This window comes from Paraglaciecola marina (genome assembly GCF_004360155.1).
GTDB classification, from domain to species: Bacteria; Pseudomonadota; Gammaproteobacteria; order Enterobacterales; family Alteromonadaceae; genus Paraglaciecola; species Paraglaciecola marina.
This window is the reverse complement of sequence record NZ_SAIS01000012.1, coordinates 40,899-60,004: the sequence shown is the minus strand read 5'-3', so window position 1 is coordinate 60,004 and position 19,106 is coordinate 40,899. Positions and strand designations below refer to the sequence as shown.

Below are 19,106 nucleotides of genomic sequence, written 5' to 3'. Positions count from 1 at the left end.
TTATATTTCCTGTCACTTCTGTGTATTTTGACACCGCTGATAGGTTAATATTTGTCAATCCAACCCTCGGAGATTAGTGGATGAGCAATGTATCTTTAGATGCGCATGATTCGTCTGAAACCGAAAACCAGCCTGATAGTAGTAATAGACGTCGTTTTTTGACTGTTGCAACTTCTGTTGTAGGTGGTGTCGGTGTAGTCGGTGTAGCAGTGCCCTTTATAGGATCCTGGAACCCTAGTGTAAAAGCGAGAGCTGCTGGGGCTGATGTAGAAGCCGATATCAGTAAAATTGAACCCGGACAGCTGATTCGGGTTATTTGGAGAAGTAAGCCAGTTTGGATTGCTCGCAGAACACCTGAGTTATTAGCGTCTTTGGCTGCTCATGACGATAAGTTAAAAGATCCTAATTCAGAACAAGAGCAACAGCCAGAGTTTGCTAAAAATCCATATCGTTCATTAAAAGAAGAATACTTAGTGTTAGTGGGTATTTGTACACATTTAGGTTGCTCTCCGCAGCATTTAAAAGATGGGGCATTTGCAGAGTACGTTGAAGGCGTGCAAGAAGGGTTTTTCTGTCCTTGCCATGGCTCTAAGTTTGATATGGCTGGTAGGGTTTTCCAAAACGTACCTGCTGGTTTGAACTTGGTTGTTCCTCCTTACATGTTCATTGATGACAATACCCTGTTGATCGGTTCTGAAGAGGGAGCAGCATAATATGTGGAAAAATCTAATGGATTGGGTTGAGTATCGTCTCCCCATAATGCGCGTAGCGAATATGCACGCCATCCAATATCCAGCTCCTAGAAATATGAACTTTTGGTATATGTTCGGTTTTTTGGCCACCATAGTATTAGTAAACCAAATTGTTACCGGTGTTTGGTTAACCATGAGTTTTACGCCAACGGCTGAGGAAGCATTTGCATCTGTTGAATATATAATGCGAGATGTTGAATACGGCTACATACTACGTTACATGCATAGTACTGGCGCTTCAGCATTCTTTATCGTTGTTTACTTGCATATGTTCAGAGGTATGATTTACGGTTCATATCAAAAACCACGTGAATTACTGTGGTTGTTCGGAATGTTTATTTACTTGGCATTAATGGCTGAAGCATTTATGGGCTATGTACTTCCATGGGGACAAATGTCTTACTGGGGTGCTCAAGTAATCGTATCTTTATTTAGTGCTATTCCTGTTATTGGTCCTGATTTAGTGATTTGGATCCAGGGTGATTATGTTATCTCCGGGGCGACACTGAACAGGTTCTTTGCATTACATGTTATTGCATTACCTTTAGTCATTGTTATCTTGGTGTTCTTACACATAGTTGCATTGCATGAAGTAGGTTCAAATAACCCTGATGGAACTGATGTAAAACGTAAGAAAGGTTCGTTATCTGAAGATGAAAAAACTAAGTTTAAAATTCACGAATACTATACAAGTAAGTACGATATTGTTGATGACATAGTGCCTTTCTTCCCACACATAGTATTGAAAGACTTAGTTGGCTTTAGTGTATTCTTAATACTCTTCTGTTATGTGATGTTTTTCAACCCAGAGATGGGTGGCTACTTCTTAGAACATCCTAACTTTGAGATTGCTAACCCTCTTAAAACACCAGAGCATATATTCCCTGTATGGTATTTCACGCCTTTCTACGCAATATTGAAAGCCGTACCCCATAAATTGGGTGGTGTAATCTGTATGTTTGCTGCGATTGTTATGTTGGCTTTATTACCTTGGATAGATAGAGGTAAGGTTAAATCATGGCGCTACCGTTGTGGCCTACATAGATGGAACCTAATTGTCTTTGCTATTGTTTTCATTTTCCTTGGATACTTAGGTGGTACACCTCAAGAAAACTGGAAAATCGTTGCGTCTCAAGTAGCAACTATTATGTATTTTGGTTTCTTTGCTTTGTTATTTATTTACAGCAAAAATGAACGCACCAAACCAGTACCAGAGAGGATCACAGAATGAAGAAGATAGCTTTTGTATTGTCTCTATTGATGTCGTTTGGAGTTTTGGCTGCTGGCGGTGGTGCTCATTTAGATAAAGCAGAATATGACCTAACGGATAAAGCATCGTTACAAAACGGCGCTAAATTGTTTATGAATTACTGCTTAGGTTGTCACCAAACCCAGTATCAAAGATATCAACGCACTTTTGAAGACCTAGGTATCCCAATGGATTTAGGTCAAGAGTACCTGCAATTTACTGGTGAAAAGCCGGGGGAACATATCAAAAACGCTATGCCTTCTGAGTCAGGAGCTAAATGGTTTGGGGCTCCGCCTCCGGATTTAACTTTGGTTGCTCGAGTACGTGGTGCTGATTGGATCTATACCTATTTACGCACATTTTATGTTGATGAAAGCCGACCATTTGGGGTTAATAACTTAGTTTTCCCAGAAGTGGGAATGCCCCATGTATTACAAGAACTTCAAGGCGTACCTCGTATGGCTACAGAAGAAGCTTTAGTGGATGGTGAAATGATTGAGCGTCATGCGGGAATAAAAACAGATGGTAGTGGTGAGCTTAGCGCGCCTGAGTATGATGCGGCAGTGTTAGACTTAGTTAACTACCTTGTGTACATAGGTGAACCTTCACGTCTTGAATCAGAAAGTATTGGTCGTTGGGTAATAATATTCTTATTAGTTCTCTTTGTATTAATTTACTTACTGAAGAAAGAATATTGGAGAGATGTACATTAATTCCTCACATCTTATGAGTACAATTAGTGTATAATCCGCAAAATTTTGAAAAAGGGGCGCTATTATCCGATAGTGGCCCCTTTCTTTTCTGTTAGTTTTGATTAAATAACCGAATAGTAATAGATATGCAGCGATGCATTCGCATTTAGGAGAGAGTTAAATGGCAGTTGCCACTAATAAACGTTCAATTATGACGTTATTTTCAGATACGCTAGATATATATAGTCACCAAGCTCGAATTGTTTTAGCAGAGAAAGGCGTTGGCGTAGAGATTTCATATACTGACCCAACTAATTTGCCAGAAGATCTACTTGATCTTAACCCTTATGGCACAGTGCCTACCTTGGTTGATCGTGAGTTGGTTTTATATAACTCTCATATCATTATGGAGTATTTAGATGAGCGTTTCCCTCATCCTCCATTAATGCCTGTATACCCAGTATCAAGAGGCCAAAGCCGCTTGACTATGCACCGTATCCAAAATGACTGGTATGTATTGGTTGAACAGATACTCGCTAACAAGGGTGATGTAGACACTGCCCGTAATGAGCTTCGTGAAGCGCTGTTAGCTCTTGCACCTTTGTTCGCAGAAACACCATTCTTTATGAGTGAAGAGTTTAGCTTGGTTGATTGTTATTTAGCTCCGTTATTGTGGCGTTTACCTGCTTTAGGTATTGAGCTTAATGGTGCTGGTAGTAAAGATGTTCGAGCTTATATGAATCGAATTTTTGACAGAGCTTCTTTTAAAGCATCATTAACCGATCAAGAACGTGAAATCCATAAACCTCTTTAAAGGGGCGACTTGTTTATGACTGCTAATCAACCTTATTTGTTACGAGCCTTCTATGAATGGATTGTTGATAATAATCTCACTCCTTACATAGTAGTCGATGCTCATTACCCAGGCGCACAAGTTCCGCAAGAGTTTGTGCAAGATGGGCAAATTGTGTTAAACGTGTCGCCTGCTTCAACAGGAAAGTTACATTTAGGATTGCAAGAGGTTAGCTTTGAGGCCCGTTTTGGCGGGGTACCACGTAATCTAGTTATACCATGTCCAGCTGTACTAGCTATTTATGCTAAAGAAAATGGAGCGGGTACTGTTTTTACAGTTGAAGATAGCGCTGATACGAAGGATGTCGAGGAGCTTGATGTACAGGAGACTCCATCTCAACCTAAAAAAGGCAAGCCAACCTTAACCGTAGTAAAATAAACAGACATAAAAAAAGCGCCAGTGGCGCTTTTTTTATGTCTGTTTATTCAGGTATTTATAGATATTCAAACACCTTAACGACTTGTTTTACACCTGAAACATTTCTTGTGATATCAGTGGCAATTTCTGCTTCTTCTTGTGTTGCCAGTCCCATTAGAAATACTTCGCCGTTTTCGACTTCGATTTCAACATGTAACCCATCTATACGTTTATCAGCCAAAAGTTTGGTTTTTACTTTAGATGCCAGCCAAGTATCGTTTGCAATTGTACTCGCAGATATAGGCGTACCAAGCCTGATTTGATTATGTATTTTATTAATATTTTTTATGGGGCTTACAAGTTGCTCTGCTTTTTGTATTAAGGTATTCGTTGGGGCTTGCCCAACTAACAAAACACTGCCATTGAATACTTGGACCACAATCCCTGTTTGTTCTTTTATTTCTGGGTCATCTGCTAGCGCTGTAGACACTCTTCCAGTTAGTGTTCTATCGTCAACCTGTGTGCCTAAGGTTCGTCTATCATGGGCTACTGACACCATACCTACGCCAGCACCAATTATAAGTCCAGCACAGCTTTGCATTACTAAGCTAAGTAAAATTACAATAGTAAGTCGGCTTGTTTTATTCTTAATCATTGCTCTTCATCCTGACGACTATTCTGGAAATAGAGCATTATCTATGCTCTCACATAAACTATGTACAACTAGGTAATGAACTTCTTGTATCCTAGCCACTCGATTTGATGGTACTCGTATTTCTACATCATTTTGCCCCAACAAGCCCGCCATCTGTCCACCATCTTTGCCAGTTAAAGCAATTATGGTCATATCTCTACTTAGCGCTGCTTCCATTGCTTTTATGACATTCTGAGAGTTACCACTCGTAGAAATAACAACTAGGATATCTCCCTTTTGCCCCAATGCTCTGACTTGTTTTGAGTACACCTCATCAAATTCATAATCGTTAGCAATAGAAGATAAAATTGCTCCATCAGATGTTAAGGGGATCGCAGGTAAGCTTGGTCTATCTCTTTCAAATTTATTCAGTAGTAACGAACAGAAATGCTGTGCACTTACAGATGAGCCACCATTACCACAACACAATACTTTGTTATCGTTAATAAGGGCATTGACTACCATATAAGCCCCGTTGGCTATATGTTCTGGTAGCACTTCTATGGAGGCAATTTTCGTTTGAATACTTTCAGTAAAACTTGCCTTTATTTCTTCTAGCATAACTCTCCTGTTGATAATTTTTAAACTAGATATTTATACTTAAGTTAAATGTTCTTTAACCAATTAATATCATCTTGGTTAGCTTTATTGTTGTCTATTGCTACTAGGTCAATTCTATGGGGCGCAATACTTGGGTTTAAATGGTTTTCTTGCATATAGTACATTAGTGCCGAAACAAATTTTCGACGTTTAGCAGGGTGAAAGTACTCCATTGCAGAACCAAATTGACTACGGGTTCGATATTTAACTTCAACAAATACTAGTTGTTCTCCATCTTGCATTATGAGATCTATCTCCCCTGTGCGGCAGCGATAATTATGCTCAATGAATTTAAGACCTTGTTTCTCTAAGAAGGTTCTTGCTAGCCCTTCGGCCTCTTTGCCAATTAACGGTGATATGGCTTGCTTAATCCATCCCAATTAGACTTACCTTATCTTGCTTAACCTGTGCCAAGGGTAAATTTCTATGAATGATACCCTGGGAGTCAATATTAATATCTCCTGTTAAACCATGACTATTTACATTAGAAAGTAGCCTTAATGTACGTAATTGAGGGATCAAATTGTAGGCATCTACACCCATAGCAAATAGTCTTAACAAGCTGTCTTTTTCTTGAGGCCATAATGCATTTACTTCAGCTGATAGCGCTTTCCAATCATGATCTGGTAACATCCAAGGCATATCAGTAAAGGTTAAGTTGCGTAAGTCTCTAAGGCTGTTTTGGTTTATATCAATACTGTAACTGCGAGATGAGGCGAATACTGATAGTGACTTTCTAGCAAATGGACTTAAACTTGCCTCTATTATTGGGTTTAAGAGTTCTGTTTGTTCTGGACTGGCGAATAGTATTATTGCGTCTATGTCTCTTCTGTTCCTTTCTACGCCAAATACTTCTTTATTTGATAAGTACTCTATTTGTTTTATTCGAGCCTTACTTTGTGCCACATCTAACACACTTGAAACTTTCATACGCATGTCTTTATTTGTTGTAAAGCTAGTCAGTTCTGGGCTAGTGTTTGTTTGTTTCTTCCACTCGTCGATGAAAGCTTGAGCCATTCGCTGTGTAGAGGATCCTTCAGCAGCAAATATCACAGGATGAACTAACTGGTGTTTAAATATATGCCTAGCAAGTTGCTGTGCTTCATCTTCTGGGGCTAAAGAAAAGAAGTACTGTTCTACAGGTTTTGGTAGTTCAGTTTCTAATGAATCCGTTATTGAATTACTCGTTGGGTTAGTACTTGTCGATTCAGGTCTATTTAGTCCGAGCATGATTTTGTCTGCGGGCAAAATGTCTTTAAGTGCAGCTAATTTTTCTTTTATTAATGGACCAATGATTACATCAAAATTTGCCACTGAAGTATTTAATTCTTCTGGTGTTTTTAGCGCTGAATCGAAAAAATGTAATTCTTTAAATATTTCATTTTCGTTGATTTGAGCATTTTTTAAATCTTCATAATAAGAGGCAAGTATCCCTTTTTTGATGGCTATTCCTTGACTAGCTAAGCGACCACTTAAAGGGATTAAAACCGCTATTTTTGACGGGCTAATGTGCTCTAGTTGCAACATTTTTATTACTTCTTCGGGAAGATTAATTGCAATTGTTTCGGTTAGGTTTCTGCTTTGCCAGTTTAGAAGTTGTTGTTTGTATTCCGCTGGGTTTAAAGCAAATCGCTTATTTATAATAGCCAGTTGCAACCAAGGCTGTAAATTTGAATGCTGTAAACTAGCTTGTTCTAATTCACGTAAACTGAGGTTTTTTAAAAACGACCAAATTTTTTGGCTTTTTTCATTTTCTGGGACAGCAGTTCTTAGTAGTGAGCTTGCTCCTTTGAGCCATTGCTTTTTTCTCACATAGAACTCAGATTCTAGAGCATTAATCCTAGCACTAAATATGGTGTTGCTTGGTAAATTTGATAGTAATGTATCAGCATTTTTATGAGTGGTGTCATCAAGTGTAAAATAACATTCTGCTATAATTAGATTACTATGGCGTCTCAATTGTTCGTCATTTAGTTCTTTTCGTACAACTTGCAGCATTTTAATGCTTTTATCGCAGCGGCCCTCTGTTTGAAAAGCTTCTGCTGCCGATAGAAGCAGCAGATTACCTTGGTATGAGTCCTGAGTATTAACGTAGCTTTTTTTCGCTTCTTGCAGATAATATTCACCGTCTTTAACTATTACAACTGGTGTTTCTGAAGGCGCTTTTTCTGCTACTTGCGGTTTTCTTTCTACTGTATTAGAACAGGAAAATAATATGAAAACCGCGACGCTATATACTCCAAAACTTCGAAAACTCATCGCTGATACTCGTAAAAGAAAGTGTCGAATAGTTTATAGTATCGGGAATAAATATCTAGCAACAACGAGAACTTTACCGTGGAGAATTATCTTTGATTGAATCAGGCACCTTATTTATTGTGGCCACGCCAATTGGCAATCTTGAAGACATTACCCATAGGGCATTGCGCATACTAGGGGAAGTCGATTTAGTTGCCGCTGAAGATACAAGGCATAGTCAGAAGCTATTGCAGCATTACACAATTGCTACACGATTAATTTCACTACATGATCATAACGAAGCGCAGCGATCTAAGCAGCTCATAGAAAAGTTAAGTCAGGGGGAAGATATCGCTTTGATTTCTGATGCAGGTACCCCCTTAATTAGTGACCCTGGTTATGGATTTGTTAACCAATGTAGAATTGCGGGTATTAAAGTGGTCCCTTTACCTGGTCCTTGTGCCGCAATAACAGCATTATGTGCAGCCGGCTTAGCGACAGATAAATTTAAGTTTGAAGGTTTCTTACCAGTTAAAGCTATGGCCAAACAACAAGCCTTGCAAAAGTTATTAGTTGAAACAATGACAACTGTTTTTTATGAGTCTCCCAGGAGAGTGGTGGACACGGTTAAACAGATAATAACTGAGCTTGGTTCTGAGCGTGAGATGGTATTGGCAAAAGAGTTAACCAAAACCTTTGAAACATTTTATTCTGGAACCGCACAAGCTTGCTTGAATTGGCTGGAAGCTGATGTTAACCACCAAAGAGGTGAATTTGTTTTAATGGTTGCAGGTGAAAAGCCTAATCAAACAGAAGTGCCTGCTGAAGCCATTAATCTATTAAAGCTTTTAATGAATGAACTTCCTTTAAAAAAAGCCTCAGCTATCACAGCTGAACAATTTGGGTTAAAGAAGAATCAGCTTTATCAACTAGGATTAGATTTATAATTATGAAAAAACTGTTTGGTTTGTCTTGTCTACTTTTTATATTTGCTTTTTATTCAGCTAGTAGTTTTGGTCAGTGGTTTGAAAGTACACAGGGGATCATGGGCACCAATATTCATGTTGAATTATGGAGTGACTCCGCTGCCATGGGGGAAGCTGCCACAGAAGCCGTCATGGATGAAATGCGGCGCATAGATAGTCTAATGAGTCCTTACAAGCCTTCAAGTGAGTTGAGTAAGTTAAATGCTGAAGCGTCCCTTGGTCCAGTCGTTGTATCTGAAGAGTTATATGACTTGATTAGTTTAGCGATAGAGCTATCTCAAGAAACCCAAGGTGCATTTGATATTACCTTTGCGAGTGTTGGTTTTCTTTATGATTATCGTGAAAATCAAAAACCCGAGCAAGAGAATATTGATGAACTTTTACCCGCGATTGATTTCAGACATATCAAATTAAGCGAAGCCACTCACAGCATTTTCTTTGCCCATAAGAATGTAAAAATTGATCTAGGGGGTATAGCTAAAGGCCATGCAGTTGATAATTCAATCCATATTTTACAACAAATGGGTATTAAATATGCATTGGTCACAGCTGGTGGTGATACTCGATTACTTGGAAATCGTTTAGATAAACCTTGGATGGTAGGAATTAGAGACCCTAGAAATAAAAACAAACAAGCTGTTGTGCTGCCTTTGGCTGATATTGCTTTATCGACTTCTGGGGATTATGAACGATACTTTGAAGAAGATGGTAAGCGTTACCATCATATTTTGTCACCGAAAACGGGCAAGTCTGCATTTGAGGTGCAAAGTGTTTCGATTATTGGCCCTAGTAGTACCTTAAATGATGGACTATCTACCGCTGTTTTTGTGTTAGGTGTCCAAAAAGGAATGGATTTATTAAATAGGACACCAGGGTATGACGGCATTATTTTAGATAATGCTCGTAAATTACATTACTCCAACGCTCTTATTGAGTAAGTGCATATTAATCATTCAGTTAAGTTGTATATTTGCGATATGCAACTTTAATTTTGGAGTGTTAAATTATCCGTATTAATAAGCCTGTTAGTAAAGTTGTGAGAGAAAAAATTTTGGTTCCAACAATTATTGATATTGAAGCAAGTGGCTTTGGGGCTGCAAGTTATCCTATTGAAGTGGGGGTGATTAACGATGCCGGCGAACGTTTTTGTTGTCTTATCAAACCTCAAGGTGATTGGACCCATTGGGATGACAAAGCAGAGTCTCTGCATGGTATTAGTCGGCAACTTTTAGAAGAGAAAGGTGAGTCTGTTGAGTCTGTATGTCATCAACTGAATCAATTTCTTCAAGGGCAAGTGGTTTACTCAGATGGTTGGGTTGTTGATGATACTTGGCTTATTAAGTTATTCCATGCTGCGGGGGTGTTAATGCAATTTCAAGTAAGCTCTTTAGAGATGATTTTAAATGAACAACAAATGTCTTTGTGGCATGTAACTAAAGATAACTTGTTTAGAGAGATGCAAGAACAACGGCACCGAGCAAGTAGCGATGCGGCTCTTATCCAAAATACATTTGTCACAACCCAACAAATATGTACAACTAACAGTAACCTGCAGCTGAGCTCTTAATAGATTTATCTAATTTTAGATAGCGCTTATATTCCTCACTTCCTTAGACTATCCAGTACTCTCGCTAGATAATTTAGATATACTTATCCAAATTTTTTTGAAGAATCAGAATGAGTAATCTAAATAATATATTCTTGACTGACCAAGTCTTAGATCTAATTGCTGACACTATTGCATCGCAAGGCTATGTATTACTAGATAATTTTTTGCCAATTGATTTGGCGTCATCGCTTTTAACTGATGTTGAAGTATTATCTAGGACAGAGTTTAAGGCGGCCGGTATTGGAAGAAATAAAGACAACAAGTTAAATAGTAAGATCAGAACAGATAGCACTTTGTGGTTAACACAACAAACGGCCCCTCAAATGACATATATCTCTGTGATGGAGCAACTCAAACAGGGGGTGAATGAAAGATTATTTATGGGGTTGTCTGAATTTGAATGTCATTACTCACGTTATCAAAAAGGGGATTTTTACTTACGTCATTTAGATGCATTTAAATCACAGCAATCATCAACTCAAAAAAATCGTAGATTAAGCTCTGTTTTTTACTTAACGCCAGATTGGCAAACGGGAGATGGGGGTGAGTTATGCTTATATGCTGATCAAAAACAAGTTAATTCCTTATTGAAATTAGCGCCTTTGTTTAATCAATGTGTTTTATTTTTAAGTGACGTATTTCCCCATGAAGTCTTAGAAAGCCAGATTGACAGGTTTAGTATTGCGGGTTGGTATAGATAACTATATTAAGGCAAATTGCAGTAACTTGGGTTAATAGGGCTTGATCGTATTCCAGATCAAACCCTACGAACTAAATGTTTTGAACCTGCTTATTCTTGAGTAAAGGTTAGACCTGCTTTTTGTTGTAAGCGTTGAATTAGTTTGTCACCCATAGCAGGTGCCGTGGTCCAAATACCTCCTTTGGTATTTGAGGCATCTTTTACCAGGCATATTGCAGTTTCGGCTATCATTTTCGATGTTGAGCCGTACCCTGGGTCTCTATCGCCCTTAACTGATAGCTTAATTTCATTTCCTTGTGCATCAGAACCTATATATAGTAAATCATAAAATCCAGATTCACGTTCTTCTTTGCTGGGGCCTTCTCCTGGTTTAGGGCCGTCGTCACCGCTCATACTTTTATCATCTGCCATGGCATTAGCTATCGCTTCTCCTTTTTCACCTGGACCGGTCATAAACATTTCGTCGTAAACAAAATCTTCACCGTAGGCGTTATTTAAAAGAAAGTTAGAGCGTTGTACGTTACGGGTGTTAATTACCGCCATAACAAAAGGAGTGACCCAGCTCCCCAAGTCTTCTTCGTAGAATGGTTTATTACCAAAGGGTTGTTCAGCCCCTGTATAATCAGGTGTGAGTGAAAATGGATTGAGCAAAGCTTTCATTTTAACTGGGTCTTTTTTGGCAGCTATTAGAGTTTCTTTAAAGCTAGCTGCGGTTCCTCCTGAGAAAGTACCTTTCATCTTTCTGACTCTACATCTTATTTTAGGCATAACCTTACCAAACTGTTGCTTGGCTAGGTTTTGTAGATGATAAACACCCATATCAGAGGGGATGGAATCAAATCCGCAAGAAAATACAATGCGAGCGCCACTTAATTGGGCTGTTTTTTCATGGGCGGGGATCATTTCGCTCATCCATACAGGCTCTCCGCATAAGTCAACGTAGTCGACACCAGATTTAGCACACATTGCTACAAGATCTGAACCGTAAACCTGATATGGGCCAACGGTTGTGAGGATTAATTTAGTGCGATTCAGCATTGCTTGAATTGAGCTTGAATCTTGTGCATCAGCAATAACAAGAGGCGTGTTTTTGGGGGCGTTTATCTCGTCTCTAACTTGGGTTAGTTTAGCTGCACTTCGTCCAGCCATCGCCCACTTTAATGAGCTATCTCCAGAGTATTGTTTCACTAAATATTCAGCGACTAAGCGACCAGTAAACCCTGTTGCGCCATAAATTATGATATCAAATTCTTTATTAGTACTCATTACACACCCTATCTATTACATTAGTAGTTTGAGTGTAATATCCAAGTTGTATAAGTTTACTTTATTTATGTAATGAAGATCTATTTCTGGCGATGATAATTCTGAGTCGTCTTCTCAATTGAGCTGTATGTAAGAGGTGTATTTTCGATTTAAAATTAGGCAACAAAAAGGGCTCAACCGAGCCCGTTTTTAAATTAACTGTAAATTAACTAATTGAAATTTAAGCAGTCCAAATTTTACTAGTATTTGTACTTATAGTTTCTGCCTGTCCGTCACAATAGGTGAATACAAAACGATCACCTGTATTTAATAAACCTTTTTCTATTAAAACAGCAACAACATCACGTTTTAGGTGACCTGATTCACTATTACTATCGTCAAAGAAAACAGGTTTAACACCTCTATATAATGCCATTTTGTTTAATGAATTAATATTCATAGACAATGCATAAATTGGCAATGAGGTTGTAATACGTGACATAAGTAGAGGAGTGCTGCCACTCTCTGTCAACGCAACAATCGCTTTTATATCTTTTAAGTGGTTTGCAGAGTACATAGCACTAAAAGCAACGGTTTCACTTACGCTTGTAAACTCTTCATTCATTCTATGTTTTGAAGCCGTTACGCTTGGATGGGTTTCAGCTCCCATACAAACACGAGCCATCGCCTCTACCGTTTCAACTGGGAATTCTCCAGCTGCAGTTTCGGCCGATAACATAACAGCATCTGTTCCGTCTAAAACAGCATTTGCCACATCCATTACTTCAGCACGTGTTGGCATCGGGCTAGTTATCATAGACTCCATCATTTGGGTCGCTGTGATAACTACTTTATTAAGCTGTCTTGAACGAGAAATAAGCTTCTTCTGTACGCCTACTAGCTCAGCATCACCTATTTCTACTCCTAAATCACCTCGCGCAACCATTACAGCGTCCGATGCAGAGATAATGTCATCGATAGCTTCATCAGAAGCAACGGTTTCAGCTCGCTCAACTTTAGAACAAATCATAGCACTGCAGCCTGCTTTTTCTGCTAGCTGACGTGCATAACGTAAGTCATCACCTGAACGGGGAAAAGAAACGGCTAAATAATCAACGCCAATTTTCGCTGCTGTAACTATATCTTCTTTATCTTTTTCGGTAAGTGCTTCAGCAGATAGCCCACCACCTTGACGGTTAATTCCTTTATTGTTTGAAAGCTTACCTGCAACTGTTACTTTGGTGTGAACCTTGTTTCCTTCTACACTGTCTACTTTTAATTGAATACGACCGTCATCCAATAATAATACATCGCCAGCCGAAACATCTTGAGGCAAGGCTTTGTAATCAATACCTACAGACTCTTGGTTTCCAGCATCACGGTCTAAATCAGCATCAAGAATAAAATGATCACCAATTTTTAAAATGATGGAGCCTTCAGCAAATTTTGCTACGCGAATTTTAGGGCCTTGTAAATCACCCAATATAGCAACATATTTACCGAGCTTTTTCGCTGCAATACGAACTTTTTCAGCGCGATCTATATGGTCTTGTGCAGTACCGTGAGAAAAATTCATCCTTACCACATTGGCGCCAGCTTTAAGAATTCCCTCAATTTGTTCAACGGTATCCGTAGATGGACCTAAAGTCGCCAGTATTTTTGTTCGTCTTAACATGATTATATTGCTCTATAGTTGTCGCGCATTAATAATCTACCTTTAAATGATAGATGTTAGAAAAATAAATTTTACGTTTATTAGCATAGCTAGATTTTAGCAATACTCTTTTAATTATTTATGACGGCTATAAGCACTTGGGCTTTAATTTGTCATAAATTAACAAATCTGTAATTTTATTACGAAAATGGTAGTGCAAAACAGCCTTAAAGTGAAATGATTCCGAAAAAAAAGAGCACTAAAATTCTTTTTATATGTCATTGCTTAAGATTAAGGAGCGCCTCTTTTATCAAACCTAGACCCTCTCAATGTATCTTTGACTCGTTTTAGGTTTTCTCTAAATTTATTACCCCTTCTAAGGGTAAAGCCAGTGGCCAAAATATCGATTAATATCAATTGTGCTATCCGAGATGCCATAGGCATATACATGTCAGTGTCTTCAGGTACCTCAAGAGATAGCACTATATTGCATTCTTTCGCTAAAGGGCTGCCTTTTGAAGTTATACCCATAACCGTTGCATCGTTTCCTCGGGCAATTTGCGCAATCTCAACTAAGCTCTTTGTACGTCCGGTGTGTGAAATTAAAACCACTACATCTTCCTCACCACAATTCATACAACTCATGCGCTGCATTAAAATATCTTCAAAATAAACAACAGGAACGTTGAATCTAAAAAATTTATTTAATGCGTCGTGAGCTACTGATGCAGAGGCACCTAAACCGAAAAAAGAGATTTTTTGTGCTTGAGTTAGCAGGTCTACTGCTCGATTTATTGTATTAATATCTACTGATTGACGAGCGACTTCTAGTGAAGCCATTGTCGACTCGAAAATTTTCTTGGTGTACTCGTCAGGCCCATCATTCTCTTCCACATGTCTATTTACATATGGTGTCCCATTGGCAAGGCTTTGGGCTAGATGGAGTTTAAAGTCAGGATAACCTTTGGTGTCTAGCCTACGGCAAAACCGGTTAACTGTAGGTTCGCTGACGCCTGACATTTTAGCTAACGTAGCTATGCTGCTATGTATTGCAGTCTGAGGATTTGCGAGGATAATCTCCGCAACTTTGCGCTCTGATTTACTAAACAAAGAATTATGTTGAGTTATTTTTTCTAGAATGTTCATATTTAGCAGAAAACTTCATTATAATGGCTTCACCTTATTGGTAAGATTACCATTGTAATTATCCTTATGGATACTGTAGTTGTAATTTTTTAACATGATTATTTACAGTTTTTATAAAATTAATAGACCAAATGGGTCATATTTATGATGAATTGACCATGATAAGTTGTAAATTTACTACATATGATGTTAAATTTTATATCATATGATCGTTGATCCATTTTGTAGTACGAGGATCATTTTCAGCAACATTTTCTCTAAATATTTAAGTAGGCAAAAAAAATGGTTTTGGAAAATTCATTCGAACCTTGTGACTTTGTTTTGTTTGGTACCAAAGGTGACTTGGCCAGACGCAAACTTTTACCCTCCCTATATCAACTCGAAAAAGCTGATTTGATGCATGCTGAAACCAAAGTAATTGGGGTAGCACGTCAAGATATCAGTATTGAAGAATACGTAACTTTAGTAAAAGAAAATATCGAAAATTTTACTAAAGAAGACCTTTGTCCAGAAACTTGGGATAGATTCAAAGAAAAATTAGATTATGTTTGTGTCGACATGAAGAATGCGGACAGCTACAAAGTGTTTAAAGAGCATGTTGATGCAAAACGAACTATGGTTTGTTACTTTGCTACTCCGCCTTCAATTTTTGGTGACATTTGCCGTGGCTTAAAAGCGGCTAAAATTATCGATAAAAGTATGCGTGTGGTGCTAGAAAAGCCACTTGGACACGATTTAGAATCTTCAAAAGTAATTAATGATCAAGTTGCAGAGTTTTTTGAAGAAAGACAAATCTATCGCATAGATCATTATTTAGGTAAAGAAACGGTATTGAACTTAGTTGCGTTGCGTTTTGCGAATTCAATATTTGCAACCAACTGGGATCATAACTGTATTGATCACGTGCAAATTAGCGTTGCTGAGTCTGTTGGCATAGAAGGTCGTTGGGGCTATTTTGACGATGCAGGTCAAATGCGTGATATGGTGCAAAACCACTTGTTACAAATTTTAACGCTGATTGCGATGGAGCCTCCGGCTACACTAGACGCAACAAATATACGTAACGAAAAACTAAAAGTGCTTAAAGCGCTGCGGCCTATTGATGCATCAAACGTACGTCAGAACACTGTTCGTGGCCAATATGTTGAAGGATTTATAAAGGGTAAAGAAGTCCCCGGGTATTTAGATGAGCCTGATGCTAACCAGCAAAGTACCACTGAAACGTTTATCGCGTTGAAAGTAGAAATAGACAACTGGCGTTGGGCAGGTGTTCCTTTCTATTTGAGAACAGGTAAACGATTACCAAACAAAACTAGTGAAGTTAATATCTTCTTCAAGCGCCAGCCCCATAACTTGTTTAAGGATAGCTTCACTCAGCTACCCCCAAATAAATTAACTATTCGTCTACAACCAGATGAAGGCGTTGAAGTTACGGTTATGAATAAGGTGCCAGGATTGACTAGTTCAGGTGCAATGAACTTACAAAAATCTAAATTGAACTTGAGTTTTTCTGACACTTTCAAAGACGAACGTATAGCAGACGCCTATGAAAAATTACTGTTGGAAGTAATGCTAGGTAATCAGTCATTGTTTGTACGTAGAGATGAAGTTGAAGCCGCTTGGACTTGGGTTGATGGAATACTCGCTGCATGGAATTCTAGTAACGAATCCCCAGAACCGTATCAAGCGGGAACTTGGGGGCCCGTTTCTTCTATTGCATTATTGGCGAGAGAAGACAGAGCTTGGTATGAAAGTAAAATAGGGAAAAAATAATGGCGTTAACGCGATCAAAATTTAGAACTCCAGAACAGCTAAACTTAGCATTCACACGCAAGATATCTAAATTATTAAGAGATGGAATTGAAGAAAACGGACGAGCTAGCTTAATTGTTTCAGGTGGCAGAACTCCTGCTGCTTTATTCGAAGCGCTATCTAAAGTCAGCTTAGCTTGGGATTTAGTAGATATTAGCTTAGCTGATGAACGCTGGGTTGATAATGGTAATGATGCGTCAAATGAAAAAATGTTACGTGAGAAACTTCTGATAAATAATGCAGTTAACGCTAATTTTTTCCCATTAAAAACTCACCATGCTAATGCTAACGAAGCGGTTCAACAGTGTGCGAGTAATTTGCAAGATATACATACTCCTTTTGATGTAGTGATTCTAGGCATGGGTGAAGATGGACATACTGCGTCTTTATTTCCTTGTTCAGAGCAAATATCTGAAGGGTTAGACCTTGAATCTGGTCAGTCTTATATAGCTGTACAACCTACTACTGCTCCAAATCAGAGAATGTCATTGACCTTGCCTGCCTTATTAAATAGTCAGCAAATTTTTCTACATTTAACAGGTGATAGTAAAAAAGAAGTATTAGACCTTGCTTTATCTGGTGACAACGAAATGGAAATGCCGATTCGTGCAGTATTGAATAATGCTGATGTAGAGTTGTTGTGGGCTCCATAGCCAGATAGGAAAACAATTAATTTAAAATTTTTTGGAGAAAACTGTGAACACTGCCATTCAGGAAGTCACTGCACGAATTATCGAACGAAGTAAAAATACTCGCAAAGCGTATTTAGATAAAATAGAAGCCGCTCGTTTAGAAGGGCCTCATCGTGGTGTGTTATCATGTGGTAACTTAGCCCATGGCTTTGCCGCTTGCGGTACAGAAGATAAAGCTGACTTACGTAGTATGACCAAAGCTAATATCGCTATTGTATCTTCATACAATGACATGTTATCGGCTCATCAACCCTATGAAGATTATCCGGCACTGCTTAAAAAAGCAGTAAGTGAAGTGGGCAGTGTCGCTCAATTCGCTGGCGGTGTGCCTGCTATGTGTGATGGCGTGACTCAGGGTACGCCAGGTATGGATCTTAGTTTAATGAGCCGAGATATTATTGCTCAAGCAACGGCTATCTCGTTATCTCATAACATGTTTGATGGCAACTTGCTGTTGGGTATCTGTGACAAAATTGTACCTGGGTTACTGATGGGAGCCCTGAGCTTCGGACATTTACCAAGTATTTTTGTACCTGCTGGCCCCATGCCGTCTGGTATTCCAAATAAAGAAAAAGCCCGTGTTCGTCAAGCTTATGCTGAAGGTAAAGCGACTAGAGAAGAGTTGTTAGATGCAGAGTCTAAGTCTTACCACTCTGCAGGAACCTGTACTTTCTATGGTACGGCTAATAGTAATCAACTGGTCGTAGAAACCATGGGGCTACACCTTCCTGGGTCTTCTTTTGTTAATCCTGGTACTCCTTTGAGAGATGCCTTAACGGATGCTGCAGCTAAACAGATCACTCGTATCACAGATCTTGGCGATAATTACCGTCCAATGGGTCATATTGTTGATGCTAAAGCTATAGTGAATGGTCTTGTCGCATTATTAGCTACAGGTGGTTCAACTAACCACACCATGCATTTAGTGGCTGTGGCTAGATCAGCAGGCTACATTATCAATTGGGATGATTTCGCTGACATATCAAGAGTGGTTCCTTTATTAACTAGAATATATCCAAATGGCTCTGCAGATATTAATCACTTTACTGCTGCTGGTGGCATGGCTTTATTGTTCAGAGAGCTTCTAAATGCAGGGCTGTTACACAACGATGTTAAAACCATATGTGGTGATGGCCTTGAGCAATATACTCAAGAGCCAGTGATAAAAGATGGTGAGTTGATTTGGCAAGACGGACCTAGAGAGTCATTTGACAAAGAGGTAGTGGCGTCAGCAGACAAGCCTTTTAAAGTTGACGGTGGTTTATCGGTTTTATCCGGTAACTTAGGTCGTGCTGTAATGAAAACATCAGCTTTGCGTGACCCTCATTGTAATATCAAAGCCCCAGCTGTGGTGTTTGAAGACCAGTTTGAACTCCACGCTGCGTTTAAAGCTGATGAATTAAATAAAGACTGTGTCGTTGTTGTGAGATTCCAAGGCCCATCTGCTATTGGTATGCCTGAGCTTCATAGTTTGACGCCACCTCTTGCCGTATTGCAGGATAGAGGTTACAAAGTTGCCTTGGTGACCGATGGTCGTATGTCTGGTGCATCAGGTAAAGTTCCTGCTGCTATCCATGTGACTCCTGAAGCGTTGAAGGGAGGCTTATTAGCTAAAGTAAATACTGGCGATATGATCGAATTAGATACGGCAACGGGCGTTATGTCTGTGTTAGTTAGTGATGAGGAATTAGCAAGTCGCGAAGCTAAAGTAACAGATGTTGCAAATCACCAAATTGGCATGGGTAGAGAAATGTTTGCGGCTGTACGTACTACCTTAACAGGTGCGGAGCAGGGCGCTTGTTCACTGTTTTTAGGTCAGGATTAAGT

General features: G+C 39.0%; 19 protein-coding genes. 12 read left to right on the top strand and 7 right to left on the bottom strand.

Annotated elements, in window-relative coordinates; all coding sequences use genetic code 11:
* The first annotated feature begins 80 nt into the window (after positions 1-80).
* The 5 genes from petA to EOK74_RS16275 all read left to right on the top strand — a co-directional run bounded on the left by petA (position 81) and on the right by EOK74_RS16275 (position 3,924).
* A complete protein-coding gene (gene petA / locus EOK74_RS16295; RefSeq protein ID WP_133471126.1) occupies positions 81-713 on the top strand; it encodes a ubiquinol-cytochrome c reductase iron-sulfur subunit in 633 nt (210 codons plus the stop codon).
* Position 714: 1 nt separating this feature from the next.
* On the top strand, positions 715-1,983 hold the full coding sequence (locus EOK74_RS16290; RefSeq protein ID WP_133471124.1) for a cytochrome b: 1,269 nt from the start codon (positions 715-717) through the stop codon (positions 1,981-1,983).
* On the top strand, positions 1,980-2,714 hold the full coding sequence (locus EOK74_RS16285; protein ID WP_133471122.1) for a cytochrome c1: 735 nt from the start codon (positions 1,980-1,982) through the stop codon (positions 2,712-2,714). Before EOK74_RS16290 ends, EOK74_RS16285 begins: the two co-directional genes overlap by 4 nt.
* Positions 2,715-2,874: 160 nt before the next feature.
* Positions 2,875-3,507: a stringent starvation protein SspA gene (gene sspA / locus EOK74_RS16280; RefSeq protein WP_133471120.1), complete on the top strand. Its 633-nt coding sequence runs from the start codon at positions 2,875-2,877 to the stop codon at positions 3,505-3,507.
* Between the two features lie 15 nt (positions 3,508-3,522).
* Positions 3,523-3,924, top strand: a complete 402-nt coding sequence (locus tag EOK74_RS16275; RefSeq protein ID WP_133471119.1) for a ClpXP protease specificity-enhancing factor — start codon at positions 3,523-3,525, stop codon at positions 3,922-3,924.
* A 55-nt stretch (positions 3,925-3,979) separates the two neighbouring features.
* Here EOK74_RS16275 and dolP read toward each other — a convergent pair whose 3' ends face one another.
* Genes dolP through EOK74_RS16255 form a run of 4 tightly spaced genes read right to left on the bottom strand, consistent with a single transcriptional unit; the run spans position 3,980 to position 7,456 of the window.
* Positions 3,980-4,558, bottom strand: a complete 579-nt coding sequence (gene dolP, locus EOK74_RS16270; RefSeq protein WP_133471118.1) for a division/outer membrane stress-associated lipid-binding lipoprotein — start codon at positions 4,556-4,558, stop codon at positions 3,980-3,982.
* Positions 4,559-4,576: 18 nt separating this feature from the next.
* Positions 4,577-5,158, bottom strand: a complete 582-nt coding sequence (locus EOK74_RS16265) for a phosphoheptose isomerase (RefSeq protein WP_133471116.1) — start codon at positions 5,156-5,158, stop codon at positions 4,577-4,579.
* A gap of 44 nt (positions 5,159-5,202) precedes the next feature.
* Positions 5,203-5,577 (bottom strand): YraN family protein, encoded by a 375-nt coding sequence (locus tag EOK74_RS16260; RefSeq protein ID WP_133471114.1) that lies wholly within the window; start codon positions 5,575-5,577, stop codon positions 5,203-5,205.
* Positions 5,564-7,456 (bottom strand): penicillin-binding protein activator, encoded by a 1,893-nt coding sequence (locus EOK74_RS16255; protein ID WP_133471112.1) that lies wholly within the window; start codon positions 7,454-7,456, stop codon positions 5,564-5,566. The genes EOK74_RS16260 and EOK74_RS16255 overlap by 14 nt, the downstream gene beginning before the upstream one ends.
* 92 nt (positions 7,457-7,548) lie before the next feature.
* On the opposite strand from EOK74_RS16255, the gene rsmI reads away from it, so the two are divergent.
* The 4 genes from rsmI to EOK74_RS16235 all read left to right on the top strand — a co-directional run bounded on the left by rsmI (position 7,549) and on the right by EOK74_RS16235 (position 10,731).
* The gene (gene rsmI, locus EOK74_RS16250; protein ID WP_133471111.1) at positions 7,549-8,382 is read left to right on the top strand and encodes a 16S rRNA (cytidine(1402)-2'-O)-methyltransferase; all 834 of its coding nucleotides are present in this window, start codon (positions 7,549-7,551) and stop codon (positions 8,380-8,382) included.
* Positions 8,383-8,384: 2 nt separating this feature from the next.
* On the top strand, positions 8,385-9,359 hold the full coding sequence (locus tag EOK74_RS16245) for an FAD:protein FMN transferase (protein WP_133471109.1): 975 nt from the start codon (positions 8,385-8,387) through the stop codon (positions 9,357-9,359).
* Positions 9,360-9,472: 113 nt separating this feature from the next.
* Positions 9,473-9,988 (top strand): 3'-5' exonuclease, encoded by a 516-nt coding sequence (locus EOK74_RS16240; protein WP_239024140.1) that lies wholly within the window; start codon positions 9,473-9,475, stop codon positions 9,986-9,988.
* Positions 9,989-10,098: 110 nt separating this feature from the next.
* Positions 10,099-10,731, top strand: a complete 633-nt coding sequence (locus EOK74_RS16235) for a 2OG-Fe(II) oxygenase (RefSeq protein WP_133471104.1) — start codon at positions 10,099-10,101, stop codon at positions 10,729-10,731.
* Between the two features lie 89 nt (positions 10,732-10,820).
* Here EOK74_RS16235 and EOK74_RS16230 read toward each other — a convergent pair whose 3' ends face one another.
* The 3 genes from EOK74_RS16230 to EOK74_RS16220 all read right to left on the bottom strand — a co-directional run bounded on the left by EOK74_RS16230 (position 10,821) and on the right by EOK74_RS16220 (position 14,775).
* Positions 10,821-11,996 (bottom strand): saccharopine dehydrogenase family protein, encoded by a 1,176-nt coding sequence (locus EOK74_RS16230; RefSeq protein ID WP_133471102.1) that lies wholly within the window; start codon positions 11,994-11,996, stop codon positions 10,821-10,823.
* 220 nt (positions 11,997-12,216) lie between these two features.
* On the bottom strand, positions 12,217-13,650 hold the full coding sequence (gene pyk, locus EOK74_RS16225) for a pyruvate kinase (RefSeq protein WP_133471100.1): 1,434 nt from the start codon (positions 13,648-13,650) through the stop codon (positions 12,217-12,219).
* Between the two features lie 270 nt (positions 13,651-13,920).
* A complete protein-coding gene (locus tag EOK74_RS16220; RefSeq protein WP_133471098.1) occupies positions 13,921-14,775 on the bottom strand; it encodes a MurR/RpiR family transcriptional regulator in 855 nt (284 codons plus the stop codon).
* Positions 14,776-15,057: 282 nt separating this feature from the next.
* Between EOK74_RS16220 and zwf the strand changes: the two genes are divergently transcribed.
* The 3 genes from zwf to edd are packed head-to-tail and all read left to right on the top strand — an operon-like array spanning position 15,058 to position 19,104.
* On the top strand, positions 15,058-16,548 hold the full coding sequence (gene zwf / locus EOK74_RS16215) for a glucose-6-phosphate dehydrogenase (RefSeq protein ID WP_133471096.1): 1,491 nt from the start codon (positions 15,058-15,060) through the stop codon (positions 16,546-16,548).
* Positions 16,548-17,240 carry a 6-phosphogluconolactonase gene (pgl, locus tag EOK74_RS16210; RefSeq protein WP_133471095.1) on the top strand — a complete coding sequence of 231 codons (693 nt, stop codon included), beginning with the start codon at positions 16,548-16,550 and terminating at the stop codon, positions 17,238-17,240. The genes zwf and pgl overlap by 1 nt, the downstream gene beginning before the upstream one ends.
* A 43-nt stretch (positions 17,241-17,283) precedes the next feature.
* Positions 17,284-19,104 (top strand): phosphogluconate dehydratase, encoded by a 1,821-nt coding sequence (edd, locus tag EOK74_RS16205; protein ID WP_133471093.1) that lies wholly within the window; start codon positions 17,284-17,286, stop codon positions 19,102-19,104.
* Positions 19,105-19,106: the final 2 nt, after the last annotated feature.

What these genes read in the sequence shown, in the direction of transcription:
- petA (WP_133471126.1), top strand. Translation starts at nt 81, where the DNA reads ATGAGCAATGTATCTTTAGATGCGCATGATTCGTCTGAAACCGAAAAC.
- EOK74_RS16290 (WP_133471124.1), top strand. Translation starts at nt 715, where the DNA reads ATGTGGAAAAATCTAATGGATTGGGTTGAGTATCGTCTCCCCATAATG.
- EOK74_RS16285 (WP_133471122.1), top strand. Translation starts at nt 1,980, where the DNA reads ATGAAGAAGATAGCTTTTGTATTGTCTCTATTGATGTCGTTTGGAGTT.
- sspA (WP_133471120.1), top strand. Translation starts at nt 2,875, where the DNA reads ATGGCAGTTGCCACTAATAAACGTTCAATTATGACGTTATTTTCAGAT.
- EOK74_RS16275 (WP_133471119.1), top strand. Translation starts at nt 3,523, where the DNA reads ATGACTGCTAATCAACCTTATTTGTTACGAGCCTTCTATGAATGGATT.
- dolP (WP_133471118.1), bottom strand. Translation starts at nt 4,558, where the DNA reads ATGATTAAGAATAAAACAAGCCGACTTACTATTGTAATTTTACTTAGC.
- EOK74_RS16265 (WP_133471116.1), bottom strand. Translation starts at nt 5,158, where the DNA reads ATGCTAGAAGAAATAAAGGCAAGTTTTACTGAAAGTATTCAAACGAAA.
- EOK74_RS16255 (WP_133471112.1), bottom strand. Translation starts at nt 7,456, where the DNA reads ATGAGTTTTCGAAGTTTTGGAGTATATAGCGTCGCGGTTTTCATATTA.
- EOK74_RS16245 (WP_133471109.1), top strand. Translation starts at nt 8,385, where the DNA reads ATGAAAAAACTGTTTGGTTTGTCTTGTCTACTTTTTATATTTGCTTTT.
- EOK74_RS16235 (WP_133471104.1), top strand. Translation starts at nt 10,099, where the DNA reads ATGAGTAATCTAAATAATATATTCTTGACTGACCAAGTCTTAGATCTA.
- EOK74_RS16230 (WP_133471102.1), bottom strand. Translation starts at nt 11,996, where the DNA reads ATGAGTACTAATAAAGAATTTGATATCATAATTTATGGCGCAACAGGG.
- pyk (WP_133471100.1), bottom strand. Translation starts at nt 13,650, where the DNA reads ATGTTAAGACGAACAAAAATACTGGCGACTTTAGGTCCATCTACGGAT.
- EOK74_RS16220 (WP_133471098.1), bottom strand. Translation starts at nt 14,775, where the DNA reads ATGAACATTCTAGAAAAAATAACTCAACATAATTCTTTGTTTAGTAAA.
- zwf (WP_133471096.1), top strand. Translation starts at nt 15,058, where the DNA reads ATGGTTTTGGAAAATTCATTCGAACCTTGTGACTTTGTTTTGTTTGGT.
- pgl (WP_133471095.1), top strand. Translation starts at nt 16,548, where the DNA reads ATGGCGTTAACGCGATCAAAATTTAGAACTCCAGAACAGCTAAACTTA.